The 24,651-nt window shown below is 71.4% G+C and carries 25 protein-coding genes; 14 read left to right on the top strand and 11 right to left on the bottom strand.

The features are described 5' to 3' along the window. Positions 1–150 precede the first annotated feature (150 nt). The 4 genes from rpsF to rplI all read left to right on the top strand — a co-directional run bounded on the left by rpsF (position 151) and on the right by rplI (position 1,821). On the top strand, positions 151–444 hold the full coding sequence (gene rpsF / locus Cch01nite_RS07135; protein WP_203750480.1) for a 30S ribosomal protein S6: 294 nt from the start codon (positions 151–153) through the stop codon (positions 442–444). A 92-nt stretch (positions 445–536) separates the two neighbouring features. Beyond that, a complete protein-coding gene (locus Cch01nite_RS07130) occupies positions 537–1,043 on the top strand; it encodes a single-stranded DNA-binding protein (RefSeq protein WP_203750478.1) in 507 nt (168 codons plus the stop codon). A 77-nt stretch (positions 1,044–1,120) separates the two neighbouring features. Further along, the gene (gene rpsR, locus Cch01nite_RS07125; protein ID WP_203750476.1) at positions 1,121–1,357 is read left to right on the top strand and encodes a 30S ribosomal protein S18; all 237 of its coding nucleotides are present in this window, start codon (positions 1,121–1,123) and stop codon (positions 1,355–1,357) included. A 14-nt stretch (positions 1,358–1,371) separates the two neighbouring features. After that, complete coding sequence (gene rplI / locus Cch01nite_RS07120) at positions 1,372–1,821, top strand: 50S ribosomal protein L9 (protein WP_203750474.1); 450 nt, start codon at positions 1,372–1,374, stop codon at positions 1,819–1,821. A 150-nt stretch (positions 1,822–1,971) separates the two neighbouring features. Here the strand turns inward: rplI and Cch01nite_RS07115 are convergent, their stop codons facing one another. After that, on the bottom strand, positions 1,972–2,535 hold the full coding sequence (locus Cch01nite_RS07115; protein WP_203750472.1) for a peptidoglycan-binding domain-containing protein: 564 nt from the start codon (positions 2,533–2,535) through the stop codon (positions 1,972–1,974). 352 nt (positions 2,536–2,887) lie between these two features. Between Cch01nite_RS07115 and Cch01nite_RS07110 the strand changes: the two genes are divergently transcribed. From Cch01nite_RS07110 to Cch01nite_RS07090, 5 genes are all read left to right on the top strand, one after another. Beyond that, entirely contained in the window at positions 2,888–3,979 is a 1,092-nt protein-coding gene (locus Cch01nite_RS07110; RefSeq protein WP_203750467.1) for a hypothetical protein, read from the top strand. Positions 3,980–4,003: 24 nt separating this feature from the next. Beyond that, positions 4,004–6,445 carry a glycoside hydrolase domain-containing protein gene (locus Cch01nite_RS07105; protein WP_203750464.1) on the top strand — a complete coding sequence of 814 codons (2,442 nt, stop codon included), beginning with the start codon at positions 4,004–4,006 and terminating at the stop codon, positions 6,443–6,445. 65 nt (positions 6,446–6,510) lie between these two features. Then, positions 6,511–7,002: a hypothetical protein gene (locus Cch01nite_RS07100; RefSeq protein WP_203750460.1), complete on the top strand. Its 492-nt coding sequence runs from the start codon at positions 6,511–6,513 to the stop codon at positions 7,000–7,002. A 131-nt stretch (positions 7,003–7,133) separates the two neighbouring features. After that, positions 7,134–7,751, top strand: coding sequence for a ClpP family protease (locus Cch01nite_RS07095; RefSeq protein WP_203750457.1), 618 nt, complete (start codon positions 7,134–7,136; stop codon positions 7,749–7,751). Then, positions 7,751–8,362, top strand: coding sequence for a ClpP family protease (locus Cch01nite_RS07090; RefSeq protein WP_203750453.1), 612 nt, complete (start codon positions 7,751–7,753; stop codon positions 8,360–8,362). The genes Cch01nite_RS07095 and Cch01nite_RS07090 overlap by 1 nt, the downstream gene beginning before the upstream one ends. 90 nt (positions 8,363–8,452) lie before the next feature. On the opposite strand, the gene Cch01nite_RS07085 is transcribed toward Cch01nite_RS07090, so the two are convergent. The 3 genes from Cch01nite_RS07085 to Cch01nite_RS07075 all read right to left on the bottom strand — a co-directional run bounded on the left by Cch01nite_RS07085 (position 8,453) and on the right by Cch01nite_RS07075 (position 10,017). Continuing rightward, on the bottom strand, positions 8,453–8,878 hold the full coding sequence (locus tag Cch01nite_RS07085; protein ID WP_203750450.1) for a helix-turn-helix domain-containing protein: 426 nt from the start codon (positions 8,876–8,878) through the stop codon (positions 8,453–8,455). 202 nt (positions 8,879–9,080) lie between these two features. Further along, entirely contained in the window at positions 9,081–9,566 is a 486-nt protein-coding gene (locus tag Cch01nite_RS07080; RefSeq protein WP_203750447.1) for a hypothetical protein, read from the bottom strand. Between the two features lie 64 nt (positions 9,567–9,630). Continuing rightward, the gene (locus Cch01nite_RS07075; protein WP_203750444.1) at positions 9,631–10,017 is read right to left on the bottom strand and encodes a winged helix-turn-helix transcriptional regulator; all 387 of its coding nucleotides are present in this window, start codon (positions 10,015–10,017) and stop codon (positions 9,631–9,633) included. A 118-nt stretch (positions 10,018–10,135) separates the two neighbouring features. Here Cch01nite_RS07075 and Cch01nite_RS07070 point away from each other — a divergent pair, with 118 nt between their 5' ends. Continuing rightward, entirely contained in the window at positions 10,136–11,056 is a 921-nt protein-coding gene (locus tag Cch01nite_RS07070) for an alcohol dehydrogenase catalytic domain-containing protein (protein WP_203750441.1), read from the top strand. A 21-nt stretch (positions 11,057–11,077) separates the two neighbouring features. Here the strand turns inward: Cch01nite_RS07070 and Cch01nite_RS07065 are convergent, their stop codons facing one another. From Cch01nite_RS07065 to Cch01nite_RS07045, 5 genes are all read right to left on the bottom strand, one after another. After that, positions 11,078–14,254 carry a beta-phosphoglucomutase family hydrolase gene (locus Cch01nite_RS07065; protein ID WP_203750438.1) on the bottom strand — a complete coding sequence of 1,059 codons (3,177 nt, stop codon included), beginning with the start codon at positions 14,252–14,254 and terminating at the stop codon, positions 11,078–11,080. A gap of 130 nt (positions 14,255–14,384) precedes the next feature. Then, complete coding sequence (locus tag Cch01nite_RS07060) at positions 14,385–14,837, bottom strand: HNH endonuclease (protein WP_203750434.1); 453 nt, start codon at positions 14,835–14,837, stop codon at positions 14,385–14,387. A 47-nt stretch (positions 14,838–14,884) separates the two neighbouring features. Beyond that, complete coding sequence (locus Cch01nite_RS07055) at positions 14,885–15,115, bottom strand: hypothetical protein (protein WP_203750432.1); 231 nt, start codon at positions 15,113–15,115, stop codon at positions 14,885–14,887. Positions 15,116–15,273: 158 nt separating this feature from the next. Further along, positions 15,274–15,471, bottom strand: a complete 198-nt coding sequence (locus Cch01nite_RS07050) for a hypothetical protein (protein ID WP_203750429.1) — start codon at positions 15,469–15,471, stop codon at positions 15,274–15,276. 167 nt (positions 15,472–15,638) lie between these two features. Further along, complete coding sequence (locus Cch01nite_RS07045; protein WP_203750426.1) at positions 15,639–16,994, bottom strand: MATE family efflux transporter; 1,356 nt, start codon at positions 16,992–16,994, stop codon at positions 15,639–15,641. 344 nt (positions 16,995–17,338) lie between these two features. Here Cch01nite_RS07045 and dnaB point away from each other — a divergent pair, with 344 nt between their 5' ends. Continuing rightward, entirely contained in the window at positions 17,339–19,918 is a 2,580-nt protein-coding gene (gene dnaB / locus Cch01nite_RS07040; protein ID WP_203751145.1) for a replicative DNA helicase, read from the top strand. 157 nt (positions 19,919–20,075) lie between these two features. Here the strand turns inward: dnaB and Cch01nite_RS07035 are convergent, their stop codons facing one another. Further along, complete coding sequence (locus tag Cch01nite_RS07035) at positions 20,076–20,249, bottom strand: hypothetical protein (RefSeq protein ID WP_203750423.1); 174 nt, start codon at positions 20,247–20,249, stop codon at positions 20,076–20,078. Positions 20,250–20,666: 417 nt separating this feature from the next. On the opposite strand from Cch01nite_RS07035, the gene Cch01nite_RS07030 reads away from it, so the two are divergent. Together Cch01nite_RS07030 and Cch01nite_RS07025 are read left to right on the top strand one after the other, a co-directional pair. Continuing rightward, positions 20,667–21,773 (top strand): glycoside hydrolase family 16 protein, encoded by a 1,107-nt coding sequence (locus Cch01nite_RS07030; RefSeq protein WP_239070014.1) that lies wholly within the window; start codon positions 20,667–20,669, stop codon positions 21,771–21,773. 315 nt (positions 21,774–22,088) lie between these two features. Then, positions 22,089–22,838 carry a DinB family protein gene (locus Cch01nite_RS07025; RefSeq protein ID WP_203750418.1) on the top strand — a complete coding sequence of 250 codons (750 nt, stop codon included), beginning with the start codon at positions 22,089–22,091 and terminating at the stop codon, positions 22,836–22,838. 68 nt (positions 22,839–22,906) lie between these two features. Here Cch01nite_RS07025 and Cch01nite_RS07020 read toward each other — a convergent pair whose 3' ends face one another. Continuing rightward, the gene (locus Cch01nite_RS07020) at positions 22,907–23,917 is read right to left on the bottom strand and encodes a S66 family peptidase (RefSeq protein ID WP_203750416.1); all 1,011 of its coding nucleotides are present in this window, start codon (positions 23,915–23,917) and stop codon (positions 22,907–22,909) included. A gap of 250 nt (positions 23,918–24,167) precedes the next feature. Between Cch01nite_RS07020 and Cch01nite_RS07015 the strand changes: the two genes are divergently transcribed. After that, on the top strand, positions 24,168–24,650 hold the full coding sequence (locus tag Cch01nite_RS07015; protein WP_203750413.1) for a hypothetical protein: 483 nt from the start codon (positions 24,168–24,170) through the stop codon (positions 24,648–24,650). Position 24,651: the final 1 nt, after the last annotated feature.

Here is a 24,651-nt window from a genome sequence, read left to right as displayed (position 1 = left end):
CTTGGCCCTTGCTGTGCCCATGAACGCCCGTCGCAGATCGACGCGGTGCTCCGGGAGTCGTCCGGCCGTCGCGCCGGCCGGCGAGCAGCGACGCACGAGAACCCTCCTGTCACGGAACGACCGTGACCGCTGAGACCAGAGGAGGTGGGTATGAGCCTGCGTCAGTACGAGATCATGATCATCCTCGACCCCGAGATCGAGGAGCGCACCGTCGCTCCCTCGCTCGACAAGTACCTGTCGGTCGTCAAGACCGACGGTGGCACGGTCGACAAGGTCGACATCTGGGGTCGCCGTCGTCTGTCGTACGACATCAAGAAGAAGTCCGAGGGCATCTACGCCGTCGTCGACTTCACCGCGACGCCCGCGACCGCCAAGGAGCTCGACCGTCAGCTCGGCCTCAACGAGGTCGTCCTGCGGACGAAGGTGCTGCGCGCCGACGCGTGACGTGTCAGTGCGTCCGCGTAGCGTGCGCACGAACTTGATCAGACGAGCAATCCGCACGCACCGATCGAACTCTGGACGAACGAGGAGCTGGCATGGCTGGTGAGACCACCATCACGGTGATCGGGAACCTCACGGGGGACCCCGAGCTCCGCTTCACCCCGTCGGGTGCGGCGGTGGCGAACTTCACCGTGGCGTCGACCCCGCGCACGTTCGACCGTCAGAGCAACGAGTGGAAGGACGGCGACACGCTGTTCCTGCGCTGCTCGATCTGGCGGGAGGCGGCCGAGTCCGTCGCCGAGTCCCTCACCAAGGGCACCCGCGTCATCGTGACCGGTCGGCTCGTGCAGCGCTCCTACGAGACCCGCGAGGGCGAGAAGCGCACCGTGTACGAGCTGCAGGTCGACGAGGTCGGCCCGTCGCTGCGGTACGCCACCGCGAAGGTCACCCGGACCCAGCGTTCGGGTGGTGGCGGCGGCTTCGGTGGCGGCGGTGGCGGTTTCAGCGGCGGTGGCGGCGGCGGCGGTGGCGGCCAGCAGGACGACCCGTGGGCGACGCCCGCGGGTGGTGCCGGCGGCTACTCCGACGAGCCCCCGTTCTGATCGTCTGATCGACAACTCCAGACATCCATCCCCGGGCATGGCAACGCCCGGGGCTCCAGCAGACAAGGAGCACCACGATGGCCAAGGCCGTGGTCCGTAAGCCGAAGAAGAAGCAGAACCCCCTCAAGGCAGCGAAGATCGACGCTGTCGACTACAAGGACACCGCGCTGCTGCGCAAGTTCATCAGCGACCGCGGGAAGATCCGCGCTCGCCGGGTGACCGGTGTGTCCGTCCAGGAGCAGCGCGCGATCGCGCGTGCCGTCAAGAACGCCCGCGAGATGGCTCTTCTGCCGTACTCGTCGTCGGCTCGCTGAGGAAGGAGAACCTCATGAGCAAGATCATCCTGACCCACGAGGTCACCGGCCTCGGTGCCCCGGGTGACGTCGTCGAGGTGAAGGACGGGTACGCCCGGAACTACCTCATCCCGCGCAACCTGGCCACGCCGTGGACCAAGGGTGCCGAGAAGGACGTCACCGCGATCCGCAAGGCCCGCAAGGCCCGTGAGATCGCGACGCTCGACGACGCCAAGGCGATCCGCGACTCGCTGCAGTCGAAGCCGGTCGTCGTGAAGGCCAAGGCCGGCGACGCCGGTCGCCTGTTCGGTGCCGTCACGACCGCCGAGATCGCCGAGGCGGTCAAGGCGTCGGGCGCCCCGCAGATCGACAAGCGCAAGGTCGAGATCGGTCAGCCGATCAAGGCCCTGGGCGAGTACCAGGTGTCCGTCCGCCTGCACGCCGACGTCGCCGCGACGGTAACCGTCAAGGTCGTCGCCGCCTGACCTCAGGCTGCTGCACCACCACGAAGGCCCCGCCCGATGGGCGGGGCCTTCGTGCGTCACGGAGCAGTCGTCATGACGACCGTCGCATGCCGGTCCGTCACCGGCCGGTCCCCTCAGAAGCCGGCGCAGCACTCCGTGCAGACGTGCGTCTCAGCAGGTCCTGAAGGTGATGCTCGGCCAGATGATCTCCTTGTCGCCGCCGTTCGGGTTCGACAGGGAGACGAACGTCCACGAGTCGTGCGGGAGGGACAGGCTGTCGGCCGGCCGGCGCACGAGGTCGAACCAGCCCCCGGCACCCTCGTAGCCCCACAGCTCCGAGGACGCGTCCCACTCGTAGAACGACGGGCCACGCAGGCGCGTCGACGCCGCCGCCCACGATGCCTTGCCGACGATGCCGTCCGCAGCGAGACCGTGGTTGGCCTGCCAGCGCTTCGTCGCCGCCGCGGTCCCGCTGCCGAAGTAGCCGTCGATCGCGACGGCGGACAGTGACGTGCACTTGTTGATGTAGCCGTCCCGGAACAGGATGTTCTGCCACAGGCCGACGACGTTGCCCTGCTTGACGTACGCGGTGCCCAGCGTGGGCAGGCCACGGAAGTCCGAGTACGACGCGCTGTACGCGTTCGCCGCCACCGACGTCCCCGCGACCATCGCGACCATCAGTGTGATCGTCGCGACGATCCGTCCGGCCACCGACCTGCGCCTGCGCAGCTGCATCTTGCATCCTCTCGTCGGGACGGCCGGCCCGTCGCCCGACCGTCAGGTGCCCGGGTCACGACGTGCGAGGCGCGCCCGGGACGCGTGCACGGGCGCCGTCGACGGCGCCCGTGTGCGGCACAGGGTAGGGGGCGAAAGTCCAGCGTGTGGGCGGTTTGACGGAGTTCTCGGTGGGACGTCGTGCGGCCGGTGGACGCGCCGGTCTGCCGAGCGCGGATCCGCCCATGGCAGACCGGCGGTGACGCTGTGACCTGCGCACCTTTAGCCCACATGGCGGACGAGCACCTCGCATCTCCGACATATCGCTACCTTGACGCGCCAAGCCACGCCGTGGCGCCGGAGGGGAGCTCACATGGACGTGTCGCGGAGAACCGTGCTCGGGTCGATCGCCGCGGGAGCGGTCGTCGTCGGACTGTCCGAGCCGGCGCACGCGAGCGACAGCGGGCCTCGCCGGCCGCTGGCCCTGACGGTGCTGCAGTCCGTCCCGCTGCGGACGTTCGACGTGACGTGGGCGCAGGAGACGACGCTCGAGGTTCCGCTCGTGCTCGAGCTGGCGGGCTTCGCGTCCGGAGCGTCGCGCCTGGAGATGACCGTGTCGTTCGACACGCGGCTCCTGGACGCGACGGGCGACGTGGTGCTGGCCGCGGCAGGCGCCGTCTGGACGGCCGCACCGCAGGTCACCGGCCCCGACGCCGCAGGTCTCGGCGTCCTGCGGTTCTCGGTCGCCCGGCCCGACGGCCGGGCGCGGACACGCGATTCGACGATCGTGTCGCTGCCGCTGCGGCCACGAGAGCTGTTCCCGTCGGAGAACATCGGCGTGCCCCTCCCGCTGGAGATCGCCGTGGGGCGGCAGGGAAGCCTGGAGCGCCGGGCCTACCGGTGGGTCGCGCCCGCCGCCACGAGCGGCGTGGCCCCGTGGGGTGCGCTCGTCACCGCGGCGTGGGCGGCGACGGCGGTCGGCTACCGCCTCCCCTCAGCGGTCCGCGTCGAGAGCGTCGGCCCCCTGCCCGTGCCGGCCGGCGCGTCGCTCACGGTCGAGGTCGACAGCGCGTTGGCGTCCTCGTGCACCGCGACCGCGGCCGCCGTCACCGCCCCGCTCTCGCGGTCGGAGGCGGAGGTCGGCGCGGACGGCGGCAGTCCCGACGCGCCCGCCGACCAGCCGGTCGACGTCGCACTGCTGCAGGCGAGCTCCGAACAGGTCGGCGACGTGCTGAGGACCCGGTTGGTGCTGCCCGAGGTCGCCGCAGGATCGGCGCTGCGGGTGCAGCTCGCGTTCGGGTCCACCGGGGACAAGGTCGGCCGCGCGATCCGATTCGCGTCCGTGGCGCTCACCGGCACAGGCGTACCAGGCGAGCGGCTGCGCGACACCGGCGGCTACACGACCGCGGACCTCACCGCGTCCGGCACGCCCCAGGTCGACGGCGTCGCCGTCGGCACGGTCTGACCGCTCACCAGGAGGCTCACCGACATGACAGACCAGCAGGTCCTGCTCGCGCAGAAGTGGGTCAACTCCACCTACACCGGCGTGTCACCGGGCTACGTCCCCGTCGAGGAGGACGGGATCACCGGGTGGCGCACGGTGTGGGCACTGACCCGGGCGCTGCAGATCGAGCTCAGCATCACGGCGCTCTCCGACAACTTCGGCGCGACCACCGAGTCGCGATTCACCAGCATGATCGGCAGCATCTCGCCGAGCACCCCCAGCGGGAACGTGGTCCGGATCCTGCGCGCGGCGCTGTGGTGCAAGGGGTACCCGGGCGGCACGGTCGGCAACGGCACGTTCGACGACCAGCTCGCGGCGTCGTGCGTGAGCATGAAGCGTGACATGGGGCTGTCGACGTCCGCCCCCGACATCTCGGCGAAGCTCATGAAGAGCATCCTGACGATGGACGGCTACGTCACGTCGACCTGGTACGGCGGGACGGCGCGCATCCGGCAGGCACAGCAGTGGTTGAACGAGACGTACCTTCACCGCAAGGACTTCTACGTCGTGCCGTGCGACGGGGTGTTCTCCCGCGACGTCCAGAAGGCCCTCATGTTCGCGATCCAGTACGAGCTCGGGATGGCCGACGGTGTCGCGAACGGGACGTTCGGTCCCGGTACGCAGTCGGGGCTCAAGGCGTCCGGGACGGTCGGGACCGGGAGCGTCGACGGTGCCAAGCGGTTCGTGCGACTGTTCCAGGCGGCCCTGATCTTCAACGCGTACACGCCTCCCTTCGACGGGACGTTCCTGGCGAGCACCAAGGACGAGGTGCTCGAGTTCCAGGAGTTCACCCAGCTGCCGTCCACGGGCCGCGGCGACTATGCGACGTGGGCGTCGCTCCTCGTGAGCACCGGGGACCCCGACAGGCGCGGCACGGTCGCGGACACGAACAAGCCCCTGACGCCGGGCACCGTCGCGACGCTCTACGACGCGGGCTACCGCGCCGTCGGCCGTTACCTCAGCGTCGCGTCGAAGCGCATCGCGCCGTTCGAGATCCGTACCATCCACCAGGGCGGCCTCAAGTTCTTCCCGGTGTTCCAGGAGTTCGCGAACGCGCCGCAGTACTTCTCGAAGGAGATCGGCGTGAACCAGGGCAAGCTTGCCCAGCTGCGTGCACGCCAGCTCGGGATCGCTCCCGGCGCCGTCATCTACTTCTCGGTGGACTTCGACGCCACGGGGGGTGACATCGAAGGGCTCGTGATCCCGTACTTCGAGGGCGTCCGGCTCGGCCTCGGCTGGGCGGGGGCGGATTACCGCGTCGGGGTCTACGGTGCGCGCAACGTCTGCCAGAAGGTGTCGCAGGCCGGGTTGGCCGTGAGCTCGTGGTCGTCGGGCATCCCGCGAGGATGGAGCGGGAACCTGGGCTTCTCGCTCCCCGACAACTGGGCCTACGACCAGATCCAGACGCTGACGGTCGGTTCGGGGACGAACGCGATCACCATCGACAAGAACATCGGCTCCCCGCGGGCGGAGCCGCTCGGAGCCGCCGACGTCCTGCCGACCCCGGACAGGATGGTGACGACGGGTGGCACGACGGCACCGGCCTTCGACGACTTCTTCTGGCAGACGACGTCGCTCTGCTGGGAGGCCGAGGGTGTGCTGGAGCAGTCCGGCATCGAGCTCCTGGTCCGCCCGCTGCTCAACGACTTCGTCCTGCACTACCTGCAGAAGGACGGGTACTGGGACACCGAGTGGAAGATCTACACGCCGCTCAAGGAGACGATCGCGTCCTTCGTGACGGTGATCGGCCCGGTCGTCGCCGGCCAGGCGACCGAGCTGCGCAGCAGCTTCTACTCGTCGGCCTCGGGGCTCCCGCCGGAGGGCTCGTACGAGGGCGACATCCCGCACCTCGCCGCATCGACACGCGCCTACATGATGTGGATGGACGTCTCGACGGCGGACAGGACGTCCGTGGGTGACCTGGGCGGCTGGGCGCTCGATCTCGTGACGCTGTGGGCGCAGTATGCCGAGGCGCGCTGGCACGAGCCGACAGTGCGTGTGTCGTCGTGGTTCGCGGAGCGCCTCGGCACCACCGCGGAGGGGTCGACGTTCGGCAGCGCCGACCTCGTCTCGGACGTGGACGCCTACCTGGTCTACCGGCGGATCTCAGGCACGAACCTGCAGCGACCCGTCTCCGACGCGCTCCGTGAGATCCGGGTGGCCGCGCAGACGGACCCGCGGTGGCGGTACCGGACGTTCCTCGACGAGCGGTTCGACGGCTCGGCGGCGAACGTGCGGTCGGCGGTCCGCGACCTGTTCGAGAACCACCTCTTCCGGTTCCCGGTGAACCGGAAGATCGACGGCCACCGCCGCCCGGGCGAGGAGGGGATCAACGGGGAGCTGATCACGCAGGACGAGCTCGACGCCGAGATGGACGCCGTCGGGCGTGCCTTCTCGGACCGCTTGTTCCTCGAGGCCGGCAGGTGACGGATCCCGACGGGACCGTGCCTCCGACCTGGTCGGGGGCAGCCCCGCGCCGGGGCGCATCGGTCGTGCTCGCCGTCGTGTGGTCGTGCGTCGTGCTGCTGCAGGTGCGCGCGATCCTCGACTGGGCGTTCGCGGTGGCGGATGCCTCCGGCGACGGCGGTGGCGCGTTGACGCTGGTCGCCGTCGTGACTGCGGGGAGCGTCGTCGTCGCGGTCGTCGGTGGGCAGCGAGCGAGCGCAGGGCCTGCCGACATCGGCAGGGGATCGCTCCGGTTCCTGTCGGGGGTCGCCTGGGTGGTGCTGGCGCTCGTCCTGCTCTACGCGGCGTGGAGTGCCATCTGGGTCGTGGGCGACCCGTCGGCCATGCCGGAGCTGCTGTTCGTCGCGGCGGCCACGGCACCTCCGCTCGCGGTGCAGGCAGTGCTCCGGCGCCTTCGTACGGTCCCGCCGGGAACGGGCGGGCCGACGCGCGTGGCGGTCGGCCTCGTGGCTGTCTCGCTCGTGCCGTTCCTGCTCGCGGGCATGCTCGTCGTCGGGGCGGCCGCGGCGACCGGCTGACGCACCGGCACCTCGTTCGCCCCTGCTCGTCTGCCGGGAGCGGATCTGCGCACGGCAGACCCGACGTCCCGGCCGTGACCGACGGTGGCAGCGTCGTGGGAGTCAGCACGACGACCCCTCGGAGGCGCACCATGATCACCGCCCGCACCGCGACACCACCCACGACCAGACCGTTCGACGACGACCTGTCCACGCGGCTCCTGCACCAGCGCATCGTCCTGCTCGGGCAGGAGGTGGACGACGAGCTCGCGAACCGGGTGTGCGCGCAGCTCCTGCTGCTGTCCGCCGAGGACCCGCGCCGCGACATCGCGCTCTACATCAACTCGCCCGGCGGCTCGGTGAGCGCGGCGCTCGCGATGTACGACACGATGCGGCTCATCCCGAACGACGTCGCGACGCTGGCGATGGGTCTCGCCGCATCGGCGGCGCAGTTCCTGCTCAGCGGTGGGACGCCCGGGAAGCGGTTCGCGCTGCGCCATGCGCGGGTGCTCATGCACCAGCCGTCGGGTGGGATCGGGGGGACGGCGATCGACATCGCGATCCAGGCGCAGAACATGGCGCACGTGAAGCGGACCATGCAGGGGCTCATCGCGGAGCACACGGGGCAGTCCGTCGAGACGATCGAGAAGGACTCGGACCGGGACCGGTGGTTCACCGCCGAGGAGGCGCGGGACTACGGCTTCGTGGACCGGGTCGTCGAGCACCTGGACGACGTGCGGCCCGACGTGACCCGGAAGGCGGGGCTCTGATGGCCGGGCAGTACACGATCCCGTACGTCGTGGAGCAGCGGCCGACGGGGGAGCGCGCGTCCGACGTGTTCTCCCGGCTGCTGTCCGACCGGATCGTGTTCCTCGGCACGGAGATCGACGACGGCGTCGCCAACGTCGTCATCGCGCAGCTGCTGCACCTGCAGTCGGAGAGCGCTGACCTGCCGATCCACGTGTACATCAACTCGCCGGGCGGCTCGATCACGGCGCTGCTCGCCATCTACGACACCATCCAGTACGTGAAGCCGGACGTGGCGACGTTCTGCCTCGGGCAGGCGGCGTCGGCTGCGGCCGTGCTCCTCGCGGCGGGGACGCCGGGCAGCCGGCACGTGCTCGAGCACGCGCGGGTGCTGCTGCACCAGCCGTCGGGCGGTGCCGAGGGGACGGCGGCCGACCTGGAGATCCAGGCGGGCGAGATCCTGCGGCTGCGGGCGCAGGTGGACGACGTGCTCGCGCGGCACACCGGGCAGAGCGTCGAGAAGCTGCGCAGGGACACCGAGCGGGACCTCATCCTCACGGCGCAGCAGGCCGTCGACTACGGGCTCGCGGACCGGGTGGTGACGACGCTGAAGGGGCTGACGGCGGCGGCCTGACGGCGGGGCTGCGGCCTGACGGGGCGCGAGGCCAGGTCAGGTCCGCGGCGGGGCCGGTCGGGGCGCGGGGTCGGTCGGGTGCGGGGCCGGTCAGGCCGCGAGGAGCAGGACCTGGCCGGCCGGTTCGTCGACGACGGACAGGTGCGACCCGGTGGCACGCTCGCGGTCGGGGGTCGACGCGAGGACGGCGAGGTCGGCGCGGGCGCGGGCGGTGAGGTCCACGACGACGCGCCCCTCGGCCTGGGCGAGCTCGGCGTGGGCGGCGCCGACGAGGTCGACGAGCCGCATCCCGAGCGCCCGGCACACCGCGACGAGCACCTCGGACGACGCCTCCTTGCGGCCGCGCTCGACCTCCGAGAGGTAGGCGACGGAGACCCGGGCGGACTCGGCGACGTCCCGCAGCGTGCGGCCCTGCTCCTCGCGCCGCCGACGCAGGATGCCGCCGACCAGCCGGCGCATGAGGGGCTCCACCGGCTGCGCCGGGCGGTGTCGGGCGGGGGTGAGCTGCTGCGTCATGGGTCGCCTCCGGTCTGCGTGCGCCTGTCCGTCACGCTAACGCCGGGGCCGCGCGAGCGGCGTGCACGGCCTTCTGCCGACAGCGGACAGCGGACACCGGACACCGGACACCGGACATCGGACATCGGACACCCCACACCCCACACCCGACACCGGGCATCCGGCAGCGGACGTGGCGGAGCGCCCGCGTGCCGGACGCACGTCACTCGTCGAGGACGCCGTCACCCCAGGGGCCGAGCCACCAGTGCGTGTCGTCGGTGTGGACCGTCGGGCCGCTGAACCCGCCCCCGGCGAACGTCATGTCCAGACGGGCCCCGTCCGCCGGTCCGTCGACCGTGAGCCGGACCTCGATGATGCCGTCGTGGGCGATCTCGGCGACGGGTGTGACGGTCACCGTCGGGTCGTCGGCGGTGAGCTCGCGGGCGACGTCGTCGGTCCGGGAGCCGGAGTCCCAGGGGTGCACGCAGACGAGGAGCCGTGCGCTCTCGCCGAGGCGGTGCCGGGCGAGTTCGTCGTAGTGGAACCCTGCGCCGAGGCCGGGGTCGCCCTCGACGGAGATGTGCCTGCACTCGGACAGCCCGGTCGGCATGGCGGTCGGGTCGACGCCGACGTGGGGCCGCTCACCCGGGCTGCACGCCGACAGGGTGACGAGGCAGAGGGCTCCGGCGAGGGCGAGCGAGCGGCGCATCGCATCACAGTGCCACCTGCGGCGCCGGCGCACGGTTCCGACCGCCCGGGTTCACCCGCGCGCGTCAGACGCGCGCGTCGTACCTCTCGCGGGACGACTCGACCTCGTCCATGTGCGCCTGGGCCCACGTCTTGAGGGCGTCGACGACGGGCATGAGGGAGCGGCCGAGCGGGGTGAGCTCGTAGTCGACGCGGACGGGGACGGACGCGGTGATGGTCCGCTCGACGATGCCGTCGCGCTCGAGGTTGCGCAGGGTCTGGGTGAGCATCTTCTGGCTGACGCCGAGGATGCGTCGCTTGAGCTCGCCGTGCCGCAGCGGCCCGGGTCCGAGGGCGACGAGCACGAGGCACACCCACTTGTCGGAGAGCTCGTCGAGGAGCTGCCGGGTGGGGCAGTTCGCGTCGAACGGGTCGAAGGGCGTCGGGGTCGGACAGGTCACCGTGGTCGTCATCTGCCGCTCCTCGGGCACTGGAAGGACCGCTTAGGCACCAAAAGGTACCTACTTCCCAACGGTGACCGCAATGCTCAGGATGGGTTCGCCACCCATCCGAGCGACACGAGGAGCACCCATGTCCGTCCTGACGATCCCCGCCTTCGGCGCCACCGAGCTCGTCGACCGCGACCCCGCCCGGCCCGGGCCCGGCGAGGTCCGCGTGCGCGTCGAGGCCGCGCCCGTGCACCCCGCCGACGTGTGGGTGCACGACGGCAGGCTCGCGGCCCTCCTGCCCGGCACGCCGCCGTACACCCCCGGATGGGGCGTCGCCGGCGTCGTCGACGAGGTCGGCCCGGACGTCGAGGACCTCGCTCCCGGCGACGCGGTGCTCGGGCTGTCCGACTGGTTCGACACGTTCGTCGGCACGCACGCCTCGACCGTCGTGCTGCCCGCCCGTGCCGTGGGGCGGCGGCCCGCCACGCTCGACGCCGTGGCGGCGGCCGCCCTGTCGCTCAACGCGCTCACCGCCCTGCAGGCCCTCGACCTCATCGGCCTCACGAGCGGGACGCTCGGGATCACCGGCGCCGCCGGCGGCGTCGGCGGGTACGCGCTGGAGCTCGCGCGGCTGCGCGGTCTCGACGTCGTCGCGCTCGCACGGGAGAGCGACCGCGAGTTCGTCGAGCGCGCCGGGGCGCACCTCGCGGTGCGACCCGCCGACGCCGCCGACACCGCGAAGGCGCTCACGGCCGTGGCCGGGCGGCTCGACGCGGTGCTGGACGCCGCCCTCCTGGTCGGTCCTGCGCTCGCGGCCGTGCGGAACAACGGCGTGCTCGTCGCCGTCACCGGTCCAGCCACGCCGCAGGCCGAGCGCGGGGTGCGCGTCGAGACGGTCCATGTGGTCGGGAACGGGACGCAGCTCACCGAGCTCGCCGGGCTCGCCGCCGACGGCACCCTCAGCACCCGGGTCGCCGCGACCTACCCGCTCGTCGAGGCGGAGCGGGCGTACCGCGCGGTGCTCGCGGGCGGGCTGCGCGGAGCCGTCGTGCTCGTGCCCTGACCTGCGTCGACGCCGCACCCGTCAGGACGGCACGACCACCCCGTCGTCCGCGGGTGCGGCGTCGCTCGTGCGGAAGGACCCGGCGAACACCACGGGGGAGCCGGGAGCCACGGTGAACGGCTCCCCGCGGTGGACCGCCGAGACGGGCCCGCCGTCGAGCACCGAGTACGTGACCCGGTCGGGCTCGATGTCGACCTCGAGCACCGAGCCGCGGACCCGCAGCGGGAACCGCAGCCGCCGCCCGCGCGTCGGGAGCATCGGCGAGAACTGCGTGCCGCGCCACCGGTAGCCGGCGAACCCCTGCACGAGCGCCATCCACGTGCCGCCCGCGGACGCCACGTGCACGCCGTCGCGCAGGTTCCCGGCGGTGTCCGCGACGTCGATCGCGACCGCGTCCACCAGGTACTCCTCCGCGGTGCGGAACTTGCCGACGTCGACGGCGGCGATGGCCTGGATGCACTCCGACAGCGACGAGTCGCCCGTGGTCAGCGGGTCGTAGTACTCGAAGATCCGACGACGCTCCTCGGCGGTGAACCGCTCGGGCAGCAGGACGGTCGCGAGGACGACGTCGGCCTGCTTGATGACCTGGTGCCGGTAGATGACGAGCGGGTGGAAGTGCAGCAGCAGCGGGTACCGGTCCTCGGGGGTGCCCTCGAAGTCCCACACCGGCAGCTCGAGGAAGTTCTCGTCCTGCAGGTGCACGCCCGCCTTCTCGTCGTACGGCACGAAGATCCGTTCGGCCGCGCGCCGCCAGCGGGCCTCCTCGTCGTCGCGCAGCCCGACCCGCTCCACCAGGCGTGCCAGGTCTGCGGGCGACTCCGCCTGCAGACGTGCCACCGCGTCGGCTGCCGCGCGCATGTTCTCGGCCGCCATGACGTTCGTGTAGAGGTTGTTGTCGACGACCGTCGAGTACTCGTCAGGGCCCGTGACCTTGTGGATCACGAACCGCCCGTCGAGCCGGTCCGAGAAGAAGCCGAGGTCCACCCACATCCGGGCGGTCTCGACGAGCAGCTCGGCGCCGTGCCGGAACAGCAGCTCGGTGTCGCCCGTGACCTCGACGTACTGCTCGAGCGCATACGCGATGTCGGCGTTGATGTGGTACTGCGCGGTGCCCGCCTCGAAGTACGCGGACGCCTCCTCGCCGTTGATCGTGCGCCACGGGAACAGCGCACCCGAGCACCCGACCTCGGCGGCGCGGCGGCGCGCGTCCGGGAGCATCCGCACGCGGTGCATGAGCAGGCTCCGCGCGATCGTCGGGGACGTGTGGATGAGGAACGGCAGCAGGTACGCCTCGGTGTCCCAGAAGTAGTGGCCCTCGTAGCCGGTGCCGGTGAGCCCCTTCGACGGGACGCCGTGCCCCTCGCTGCGCCACGACGCCTGCAGGAGCGCGAACTGGCTGAGGTGCAGGGCCTGCTGCGCGGCGGTCGCGCCCTCCCAGACCACCTCGCTGCGGTCCCAGAACTCCGCGACCTGCGCCTCGTGCTCCGCGACGACGACGTCCCGGCCCGACGCGCGCGCCTGGTGCAGCGTGAGGCCCGACCGGTCGGCCAGCTCGCCGCAGTCCTCCGCCCCGTAGTGGTAGGCGAGCCACTTCGTCAGCCCGACGGGCACCCCGACCTGGGCGTCCAGCTCCAGCACGACGTGCGCGCGTGACTCGTCCGTGGTGGTGCGGACGTGCGTGACGCCCTCGTCCAGGTCGTGGTCCACGCCGGCCGCGACCGCGAGGCCGCTGCTGCGCGTCCGGTACGTGCGGACCACCCGCAGGTCGTCGACCTGCTCGACGTCCGGCTGCAGCGTCCCGTGGGCGAGCGACCTGCTCTGCCGCGGGTCCGCGGCCGCGACCTCCTCGGGCGGCGCGGTCCGCGGGGTGACCAGCTCGGACACCAGGAGCACCCTCGCGGGGGCGTCGAGGGCCGTCACCTCGTACCGCAGGCACGCCAGGTGGCGGCGGGCGAGCGACACGACCCGTTCCGTGCGCACCCGGAACCGCCGGCCGTCGCGCAGCTCGTAGACGACCGTGCGGGTCAGGACGCCGCGGCGCATGTCGAGGACCCGCTCGAACTCCTCGATCTCGGCCGTCTCCGCCGTCACCGGGGTGTCGTCGACGAGCAGGCGGACCGTCGTGCCGTCCGGGACCGGCAGGATCGTCTGGCCCGTCGTCGCGAACCCGAACGCCGTCTCCGGGTACACGATCGGCCACGTCTCGTGGAACCCGTTGAGCAGCGTGTCCGGGGTGAGCGACGGCGTGCCCTCCTCGAACGACCCGCGGATGCCCAGGTACCCGTTGGACAGCGCGAACAGCGTCTCCGTCTGCTCGACGAACTCCGGGTTGAACGACCGCTCCACCAGCCGCCACGGGTCGACGGGGTAGTCCACCGAGGCCGCGACGATCCGTCGGGCCGCGGCCATCAGGTGGTGCCGGCGAGGGCCGGAACGGTGCAGCGCGTCGTCCGGTGAGGCGAGCAGCTCGCCCAGGTCGTCCACGACGACGTCCGCGCCGTAGGCCCGCAGCGCGTCGGCGTGGCCCTCCCGGTTGACGCCGATGACCAGCCCGAACCCGCCGGCCCGGCCCGCGGCGACCCCGGCGAGCGCGTCCTCCACCACGACGGCGCGCTCCGGCTCCACCCCCACCCGCCGGGCACCCTCGAGGAACGAGTCCGGGGCCGGCTTGCCGGGCAGCCCCAGCTCGAGGACCGTGTCGCCGTCGACCCGCGCGTCGAACAGGTTCGCGATACCCGCCGCGTCGAGGACGGCCGCGCAGTTGCGGCTGCTCGACACGACCGCCGTCCGCAGCCCCGCCTCGCGCAGCTCGCGCACCCACGCGACCGACCCCGGGAACGCCTCGACGCCGTTGCGGTCGATCTCCTCCTCGACGAGCAGCTGCTTGCGGTTGCCGAGCCCCCACTCCGACAGCTCCTCCGGCGGCGCGTCGGGCTTCCCCGGGGGCAGCGTGATGCCGCGGCTCGCCAGGAAGTCGCGGACACCGACCTCACGGGGCTTGCCGTCGACCGCCGACGCGTAGTCGGACCTCTCGTCGAAGGCCGCGCTCGCGGAGCCGTGCTCGGCGTCCCACTGCGCGAGGAACTCGTCGAACATGCGCTTCCACGCCGCCGCGTGGACCTTGCGGGTGGTGGTGAGGACACCGTCGAGGTCGAACAGGACCGCGTCGAAGTCGCTCAGCTCGACGGGCGAGGGCATGGGGATCCTCCGCAGCCGGCGCCTGCCGCCTCCCGGCTGGTCGTTCAGCCAGGTCGGGGCGCCGCACCCCGATCGTGAGGACTCCGGCACCGTCCGGCAACACGAACGGGCCGCGGGCCGGTGACCGTCGTCACCGGCCCGCGACCAGCAGCTCCGCGAACGTCGGGACGCGCGGCCGGTACCGCAGCGCCATGCCCGCCTCCTCGGGGGTGCGGTCACGCTTGCGGTGGTTGCACCGGCGGCACGCCGTCACGGTGTTCAGCCACGAGTCCGCACCGCCCCGGCTGCGCGGCTGCACGTGGTCGACGGTGTCGCCGGGCCGCCCGCAGTACGCGCACCGCCGGCCGTCCCTGACGAGCATCCCGGACCGGGTCCACGTCGGGACTCCGCCGCGGCTCCGCCACCTCATGTGCACGTACCGGACCAGCCGCAGGACGGCCGGCAGGGGGTACGGGCCGAACGACTTCCCGTCGACCGCCTGCTCCACCACGGCCACCTGGCGGTGCAGCATCCGGACGGCGTGCGCGAGGCTCACCCGGTGCAGGGGCTCGTAGCCGGCGTTGAGGACCAGGACTCCGGACATCGGGGTCACCTCCTTCTTCTTGTCGCTCTTCTCTGTGCTTCTGGGGCCTACTCGACGACGTCGACGACGCGGGCGAAGTCGGCGTGCTGCTCGCACCACAGGTGGTCGCCGACGACCGCGACGCCGTCGCGGACGTACGTGGTCTCGCACGCGAGCAGGACGCGGCGCAGCGGGTTGGCCGCCTGGCGTCGGGACAGACGGCGTTCGGCGCGGCGTCGCTCGTCGGCGGCGAGGTCGCGGTGGCGGGGGGTGAGGGAGTCGTTGACGATGCGGACCACGGGGGTCTCCCTTCCTTTCTGGCAGGTCGCGGGCAGAAGAGTCGAACCTCTCGTTGCGGGGCTATGAGGCCCGCTGGGCACCTGCGCCCGCGGGGAGGACGACGAAAGGGCCGTCCCCCTGGTCGGGGAACGGCCCTCGGCAGCCTGGGCGGGCCAGGTCAGCGTGCGGGTGCTCTCCGGAGGGTCGGGCGCATGAGGTGGCGGCACGACATCGAGACGAGCTCGCCGGCCGGGTAGCCGCCGTGACGGGTGCTGAGCACGGCGTCGTGCCGGTCGGCGACGTCGCCGCGCAGGTCGGCGAGCCGTTCGAGCTGCAGGTCGTCGGCGGACCGACGGATGGTCGTGCTGGGCGTCACCGCGGTCCTCCTTCCTGGGCGTGCCTGTCGTGCGGCAGGGGTGAACACTGCCCGACGAGCACGGCATCCGGAACCGATTTTCGCGGGCGGGGGACGACGGTGCCGCTGCGCGGCGGTCGGGCGGGCCGCCCGCGGGCGTTCGTCTCCACCGAGCCGACCACAGCCCCCTACGCGCCCGTGACCATCCACGCGGAGCCGCGTGCGCGCCACCCGGTCGTGACCGCGCGCGCCAGCATGAAGACACCCGCGAACGCCGCCCACAACCACACCAGACCCACCGCACCCGGGGGAGCCCATGCCCGCACCGCCAGCGCGAACGGTACGTATACGACCAGCGTCACCACGCCCGCCCACGCGAGGAACCGCCCGTCGCCCGCCCCGATGAGCACCCCGTCGAGCACGAACACCCAACCGGCCATCGGCATCGTCACCGCCGCGACGACCAGCGCGACCACGGCGGCGTGCCGCACGGCAGGGTCAGGCGTGAACAGCCGCACGTACCCCCAGGAGGCACCCCCGACGACGACCCCGAGCACGGCCCCCGCGCCGACACCCCACTGCAGGGTCCGCCGCAGCACCGCCCGCGTCCGCGCGACGTCGGCGGCGCCGAGCGCGTGCCCGACGAGCGCCTGCGCGGCGATCGCGAGGGCATCGAGCGCGAACGCCGCCAGGCCCCAGACGGCGTTGACGATCTGGTGCCCGGCCAGCGCGACCGCCCCCAGTCCTGTCGCGACCCACACCGTGATCAGGATCGCGGCCCGCAGCGACAGGGTCCGGACGAACAGCGGAGCCCCCGCCCGCGCGTTCGCCCACAGCCCGGCCGCATGCGGGGAGATCCGCGCGCCCGCGTTACGGGCACCGCGCACCACGACCGCTGCGAGGACCGCGCCCATCGCGAGCTGCGTGAGCGCCGTGCCGAGGCCCGAACCGGCGATGCCCAGGTGAGCGCCGTACACGAGCACCACGTTGAGCACCGCGTTGACCGCCGCGCCGGCCGTCGCGACACCGAGCGGGGTCCGGGTGTCCTGCAGCCCGCGCAGCGCACCGGTCGACGCGAGGACGAGCAGCATCCCGGGCAGGCCCGGCGCCGACCAGCGCAGGTAGGTGACCGCCTGGTGGGCGACCTCTCCGTGCGCGCCCAGCGCGCTGACCAGCCACGGCGCCGCCGCCCACGTCGCGGCCCCGAGCACCACGCCCACGCCGAGCGCGAGCCACATCCCGTCCATGCCGACCTGCATCGCGCCGCTGCGGTCACCCGCGCCGAGGCGACGGGACACGGCCGCGGTCGTCGCGTACGCGAGGAACACGCACAGCCCGACGACGGTCACGAGCAGGGTCGAGGCGAGCGCCAGCCCGGCCAGCGGGGCGGTCCCCAGGTGCCCGACGACGGCCGAGTCGACGAGCACGAACAGCGGCTCCGCGACGAGCGCGCCGAGCGCCGGGACGGCGAGCGCCAGGATCTGGCGGTCGACGCTGGACGGCGGATGTCCGACAGATGAAATCTCGGCCAACCTTTCTCGCATCCACAGCCGGTGCACAGCGTTTGCGCCCGTGGGACGCGGCAGATCGCCGGAGATCCCGGCTTCGTCCACATCGCTGTCCACGGTCTGTGGATAGTTTCGGACATCGTCCACAGGCACGCGCACAGGTTTCCCCAGACGGTCCACAGATCCTGGACAGGCTCCCACAGGCCCTCGGGCGCGCGTTTGGCACCGCCCCCGGGGACCTCTACCGTCGCGGGTGCGAGGTGTGGCTACGCCCTCGCGTGGGCGTGGATGTCGGACCCAGTGTCATACCCCCCATGGAACATGTGTTCGGACGAACGACGACGGGGGAAGCAGTGACGATCGAGGACCTCGAGTACGGGATGCCGGCCGACCCGGGCCGCGAACCCGGCCGCGGCAACGCCGGCTTCGACCGCACCCCGCCGCAGGACCTCGACGCCGAGCGGTCCGTGCTCGGCGGCATGATGATCTCGAAGGACGCCATCGCCGACGTCATCGAGCAGCTCCGCGGCACCGACTTCTACCGGCCCGCGCACGAGGTCATCTACGACTCGATCCTCGACCTGTACGGCCGCGGCGAGCCCGCCGACGCCATCACCGTCGCCGACGAGCTCACCAAGCGCGGCGAGATCGGCCGCATCGGCGGCGCGCCCTACCTGCACACCCTCATCTCGTCCGTCCCCACCGCCGCGAACGCCGGCTACTACGCGCGGATCGTGCGCGAGCGGGCCGTGCTGCGCAAGCTCGTCGAGGCCGGCACCCGCATCGTCCAGCTCGGCTACGGCACCGACGGCGGCGACGTCGACGAGATCGTCAACAACGCCCAGGCCGAGGTCTACGCCGTCACCGAGCGGCGCACCTCCGAGGACTACCTGATCCTCGGCGACATCATCGGCGGCGCGGTCGACGAGATCGAGGCGGCGGGCCACCGCGGCGAGGGGATGATCGGTGTCCCGACGGGGTTCGCCGACCTGGACCGGCTGACCAACGGGCTCCACGCCGGGCAGATGGTCGTCCTCGCGGCCCGCCCGGCCATCGGCAAGGCACTCGCGCTCGACACCCCGCTCGCGACGCCGACGGGCTGGACGACGATGGGCGCGGTCCAGGTCGGTGACCTCCTGCTGGCAGCGGACGGCACGCCTACTCGTGTCGTCGCAGCGACGCCTGTCATGACTGAGCGGCCCTGCTACCGCGTGACGTTCGACGACGGGACCGTGATCGTCGCCGACGCCGAGCACCAGTGGGAGACGCGCACGCGAGCGGACCGCCGGCGCCCGGACCGAGGGTCGCCCGCGGTGCGGACCACCGAGGAGATCCACGCCACCGCACGGTGCGCGACCGCCGACCGGCGCGCGAACCACTCGGTTGACAACGCCCAGGCCCTGCGGCTGCCCGAGGCTGACCTGCTCGTGGACCCGTACGTGCTCGGCGTGTGGCTCGGCGACGGACACTCCGCCTCCGCCCGGTTCACGAGTGCCGACCCTGAGATCGCGATGCGGATCGAGGGTCGGGGCATCCTCGCCCGCGTCGCGCCCGGCGGCACGGGTGCAGCCCGGCTGTACCAGCTCCGTCTGCCGCAGGACGAGGTCGCGGTGCGCGCCTGCGAGGTATGCGGCGCCGAGTTCGTCCCGGCCCGGTCGCAGGTCCGGACGTGCGGTCGCTCGTGCGGTGGCAAGGTCAAGATGCTCTCCGGTCCGGTCGCCGCACCGACCTGCCCGGAATGCGGTGTCATCACGACCGGCCTGCTCCGGTGCCAGGAGTGCCACGACCGCGTCGGGACGGTGCATGGTCGGCTGCGGACGATCGGCGTGCTCGGCGACAAGCACATCCCCGCCGAGTACCTCCGGGCAAGCGAGGCTCAGCGGCGGGAGCTGCTCGCGGGGCTCCTCGACACCGACGGCACCGTGAACCCGACCGGCTCGGTGCAGATCGCCCTCACGAGCGAGCGCCTCGCGGACGACGTCCGCGAGCTCGTGCACTCGCTCGGCTACCGCACTGGCTGGTCGACGAGGACGGTGCGCGGCCGGTCCGCCGAGTCCTCGACCTGCTTCACCCTGACGTTCACGACGGACGACGACGTCTTCGCGCTCGAGCGCAAGCGGCTCGTCCACAAGGAGCGGCGTCGCCCGTCGACTCCGCGACTCACGGAGCGGTTCATCGTGTCGGTCGAGCCGATCGCGAGCGAACCCGTCCGGTGCGTGCAGATCGACCACGCCTCGCACCTGTACCTCGCGAGCCGCTCGATGATCCCGACGCACAACTCGACGATGGGCATCGACATCGTCCGGTCGGCGTCCATCAAGCACGGGCTGACGTCTGTCGTGTTCTCGCTCGAGATGAGCCGCAACGAAATCACCATGCGTCTTCTCTCCGCCGAGGCGCGGGTGCACCTGCAGAAGCTGCGCACCGGTCAGATGGGCGAGGACGACTGGGCCAAGATCGCCGCCACCATGGGCAAGATCTCCGAGGCGCCGCTGTTCATCGACGACTCGCCGAACATGTCGCTCATGGAGATCCGCGCCAAGTGCCGGCGGCTCAAGCAGAAGCACGACCTCAAGCTCGTCGTCATCGACTACCTCCAGCTCATGACGTCCGGCAAGCGCGTCGAGTCGCGCCAGCAGGAGGTCTCGGAATTCTCCCGGGCGCTCAAGCTGCTCGCGAAGGAGCTCGAGGTCCCGGTCATCGCCATCTCACAGCTGAACCGTGGTGCCGAGCAGCGGACGGACAAGCGACCGCAGATGAGCGACCTTCGTGAATCGGGATCCATCGAACAGGACGCCGATATCGTGATCCTTTTGCATCGCGAAGACGCATATGAAAAAGAATCACCTCGAGCGGGCGAGGCGGACGTCATTGTCGCCAAGCATCGAAATGGTCCGACGGACACTCTCGTGGTGGCGTTCCAGGGTCATTACTCGCGCTTTGTCGACATGCAGGCGTAGCACCGCTGTCGTAAACCGGGGCTGTACATTGCACGACTGCCGAGATGCGACTTGGTTTGACCGGGCGGCGTCGATACCGCAACGCTGCTCCTGCTTGGGGAACCCGCGATGTCTCCCGCTGTAGTGGCTGTCACCAAGCCCCGTGTTTCGTCACCATTCACACCCGGTCGTCGTAGCCGGCGTGGTAGTCCGCGATGAGAACCAGCGCCTCGGTGAGGCTGAGGCTTGGGTCGACCCAACTGGTATCGAGCCTGCCGGGCGGCGTCGGGTTGCCCCGGAGGTAGGCGGCGTCTCGCGCCGCCTTCACCCGCTGGAATCCGCCCGCGGTCACCGGGTCGTTTTGCTGTGTGCCCTGGTGGGTCGAGTCACCATTCCGGCAAGGTAGGGTAAAACTTACTTACCGGACAGCAACTTGAGCCGTTCGTGATCCCGTAGTCCCAGCCCGCCGCCGCACCGCTGACGATGGAGTCTGCCCATGCCACTTGCCCAGCTCCGACGCAAGCGCCTCGTCACAGCCACAGCCGCGGCGTTGGCAGCGGCCAGCACCTCCCTCCTCGGCGCCGTCGGTGTCGCGACCCCCAGCAACGCGGCGGCTGCACCGGCCTGCGGGGCCCTTTTCGACGACTTCAGCTATGACAGTCCTTCTGACGCCGCCTTCAGGAGCAACGGGTGGTCGGTGCGGAGCGGCGGCGGAGGTCCCGGTCCGGCAGGTGCGAGCTGGTCCGCGAGCGGTCTGAGCTTCCCGGTCGTGGACGGGCAGAAGGTCGCGCAGCTGAGCGCCTCGACGAACGGCACACCGGGCGGGACGTCGCAGACGGAGTTCCTCCAGACCGGCATGCGCTTCCTGGAGGGGACGTACGCCTCGCGCATCAAGTTCCATGACGCGCCTGCTGCGGGTCCCGACGGTGACCACGTGAACCAGACGTTCTTCGCGATCGGGCCGGCTCAGCGCTTCGACTACGACCCGCTCTACAGCGAGCTCGACTTCTCGGAGTACCTGCCGAACGGCGGCTGGGGAACGAGCAAGCCGACGAACTACCAGACGAGCTACAACGGCTACCGGGCCGACCCGTGGGACCCGCGCAACGCCCAGAGCGAGCAGTCGCGCAGCCTCGAGGGCTGGCACGACGTGGTCGCGCAGGTAGCCGGCGGACACGTGAAGTACTTCATCGACGGCACCCTCGTCGGGGACCACACCGTGGATGACAAGACCGGGACCTACTCCGTCTACCCTCGCGCGGCGATGACCATCGACTTCAACCTCTGGTTCGTCGACCTCGCCGGGCACAGCGGCGCCGCGAGCACGTGGCAGCAGCATGTCGACTGGGTCTACCACGCGAAGAACACCGTGCTCTCGCCGGCCGCCGTGGCGAGCCGGGTGAGCAGCCTGCGCGCAGCCGGCTCGACGCATCGTGACGACATCGCCGCGGGCGCCTGCATCCCGGGAGACACGGGCACCGGCTCTGGCCCGACGGGCGCCGTAGCGTCCGGCATCGCGGGGAAGTGCCTGGACGTCAAGGGCGCCGGCACGGCCAACGGGACACCGGTCCAGCTCTGGTCGTGCAACGGCACCGGCGCGCAGCGCTGGGCGCGCACGGCCGACAACACGCTGACGGCACTGGGCAAGTGCCTCGATGCCGCCGGGGGAGGCACCGCGAACCGCACGAAGCTCCAGCTCTGGGACTGCAACGGCACGGCCGCGCAGCAGTGGCAGCCACACGACGGTGGCTACCGCAACCCGGTGTCCGGTCGCTGCCTCGACGACCCGGGCGCATCGACGACCGACGGCACGCAGCTGCAGCTCTGGGACTGCAACTCGACCAACGCGCAGAAGTGGTCGCTGCCTGCGGCCTGACGGTGCGCACGTCGCCCAGACCGATGGGCTTGGTCTCGGTGGCAGCCAGCATCCGCGAGCCCAGGCCGAGCCGGCGAGAGATGAGCAGCCCGAGCAAGGTCGCGAGCGTCATGACCCAGCAGCGGTCGTTCTTTCGTGCATCTCGACACTCGTTGCTCATCCGCGCCAGGGTCGTGCCGAGGGGCAGTCGTGGCCCCTGCCCGGGATCATCGACCACCCACATCTCGACGTCGTCGCCGTCGTCCTCGTGCTGCTCGTCCGCCCACGGCTCCTGTCGTGGCCGGCCTGTCGGTGCTCGGACCTAGCATGCGGAGCATGACGCGGTATGTCGACGAGGACCTGCACGGTGCGGAGTTCCGCGAGTGCGATCTGACCGGGGCACGCCTGGTCGGCGTCGTCATGCAGGATGCCGTGATCGACGGGCTCATCACCAACCTCGTGGTGAACGGTGTCGAGGTCACCGAGTACGTCGAGGCTGAGCTCGACCGGCGTCATCCGGTGCGGGTGCTGATCCGCTCCGAGGACCTTGCCGATCTGCGCGAGGCATCGCGTCAGCTCCATGCCGGCTGGGCCGCCACGATCGAGCGGATCCGCCGTACGCCCGGCATCGAGCGGCGCAGTGTGAACGACGAGTGGTCGGCGGCGCAGACGATGCGCCACCTGGTCTTCGTCCACGACTCGTGGTTCCGCCGCTGCTGCCTGGGCTCGACGGAGCTGTTCACGCCGATGGGCATCGGGACGACCGTCGAGCCCTACCGTGGAGCGCACGGGCTTGACCTCTCGCTCGATCCGGCCCTCGACGAGATCGTGAGCGTGCGTGACGCACAGGCAGCCGAGCTCGAGGCCTGGCTCGACGAGGTCACCGCTGAGCAGCTCGCAGCGCGAGCGCCGGTGCCCGACGACGATGTCTGGCCGCCGTACGCCCGGGGCCGCTTGGTGCGGCAGTGCCTCGGCACGGTGCTCAACGAGACCTTCGAGCACCACCGCTTCTGCGTCCGCGACCTCGACCTGATCGAGGCACAGGACGCTCAGCAGGGCCGGCTACGGACTTCGCATCCGGCGTAGGGGAGCGCACGCCGGCCGCGTCGGCGGGGGTTGCGGTTGGTGCGCCTCCGGCGGGGTGCCATCGATCCTCAGCGAAGCAGCTGCCGGATCTCCCGGGAGTCGGCGCCGACGGTCACGGTCGCCAGCGCGCCGTTGACCAGTGGCAGGTGCGGCGGGACGTGCCCGATCTCCACGTCAAAGACGATGGGGATGCCAAGGCGTCCGAGAGCGTCAAGTACGGCTTCGCGCTGGGTGAGTTGGGGGTGGTCGGGAGCATGCGTCCGGCCGACGAGCACGGCGCGGGCGTGATCGAACCACCCTGCGAGACGCAGGCCGTGCAGGTTGCGGCAGATGGTGGCGGCCTCGTCTCCGGCCGCCTCGACGTACACGATCAAGCCATCGCTGGCGTGCTCGCGACCGAACGCCGCGACGTCGCCGTACGGCGTGCCCGCGATGTTGCACATGGTCTCCACGCATCCGCCGATGAGCCGGCCGGTCAAGTGCAGCGATTCCGCGCCGTGAAGGGTCCAGTGCCCCTCGCCTCCCGGCTTCCAGCTCGTCGCTCGTACGTCCTCCTCGAATCTCCACCAGTCGGCGATCACGCCGGAGTCGTGCTGCACGTGCGGGCCGACACCGGCCGCGACATCGAGCCAGCTCAGTAGCCCCTCGGGTACCTCGTACGGAGTGTCGGCGAGGTTGTCCCCGTGCACGGTGGCCCACCCCAACCGGGTCGTGAGCGGCACCAGGATGGTGGACAGGTCGGAGAAGCCCACGAGCCAGGTCGGCTCCGCGGCGGCCAGAGCGTCCCAGTCCAACAGGTCCAGCAAGTCGATCGCGGTCTCGCCGCCCCACGGGGGTATGACACACCGGATCGCAGGGTCGCACAGCATCGCGGTGAGCTCGGCCGCACGGTCGGCTGCGGGCCCGGCGGTGATGCCGGTGCCGTCCATCTGGTTCCCGACGACGACATCGAACCCGGCCTCGCGCAGCCAGGTGACGCAGAAGTCGATGCGGTCAGCCTCTCCGCCGTGAACTCCGGCTGAGGGGGAGGTGACACCAATGCGGTCGCCGGGCCTGAGCGGAGCCGGGAACTTGAGCATGCGCGCCATCGTGCCAGCCGCACGAAAGTCTGAGCGCCGCGGACAGGCCGTCGTGCGTCTCGACTGCTGCACTACCTGCTTCAAAGCGGAGCCAACCGGAGTGCAGGCGCGTTGCGGTTGCTGCCCTCGCTGAGAAGCAGTCAGGTCGGCGGCCTGCACGGTCGATGACTGATCGCCAGTTGGGCTGGTCGACTGAACTGCGGGCGGAAGCACCGGCGTGCGCAGCTCGCCGGCACTAGCGTCACCCGGCATGGAGCCTGACGTCCGAAGCGAGAGGACCGCGGTCGTCGGCGCCGGTTTCGCGCGCCGGGCGGCGCGGCTCTTCGCGGTCGAGCTGCTTCGCGGCGCGCGGCTGGCGGGCGTCGGTCTGCTTCTCGTCGCGACGGGCCTCCTCTGGATGGGCCAGCTCGCGTTGATCGTCGGGCTCGTGCTCGGCATCGTGCTCGGCTTGTACTTCCTGGAACGCCGGACTCGAACGCAGCTTGCGGGTCAGGCGCCGGTCGGCTCTTGCTATCGGGCGCGCTGCGACGACGAAGGCCTGTGGGTCAGTGGCCCGACCGGAGAGTCGACCACCTTCTACGCGGCGCTCGAGGGCATAGCGGTACGTGGGGACGTCGCGCTCGTGCGGATGCGTAGCTCCTCCGTGCGGCGATTCATGCCTGCGGAGCTGTTCTCAGGCGGGCGGCTGGCCGAGCTCGATGCTCTGATCGCGGCAGCGCGACCGGCCCGTTAGC

The organism is Cellulomonas chitinilytica, from assembly GCF_016862675.1.
Classification (GTDB): Bacteria; Actinomycetota; Actinomycetes; order Actinomycetales; family Cellulomonadaceae; genus Cellulomonas; species Cellulomonas chitinilytica.
This window is presented reverse-complemented; position numbering and strand designations above follow the sequence as displayed.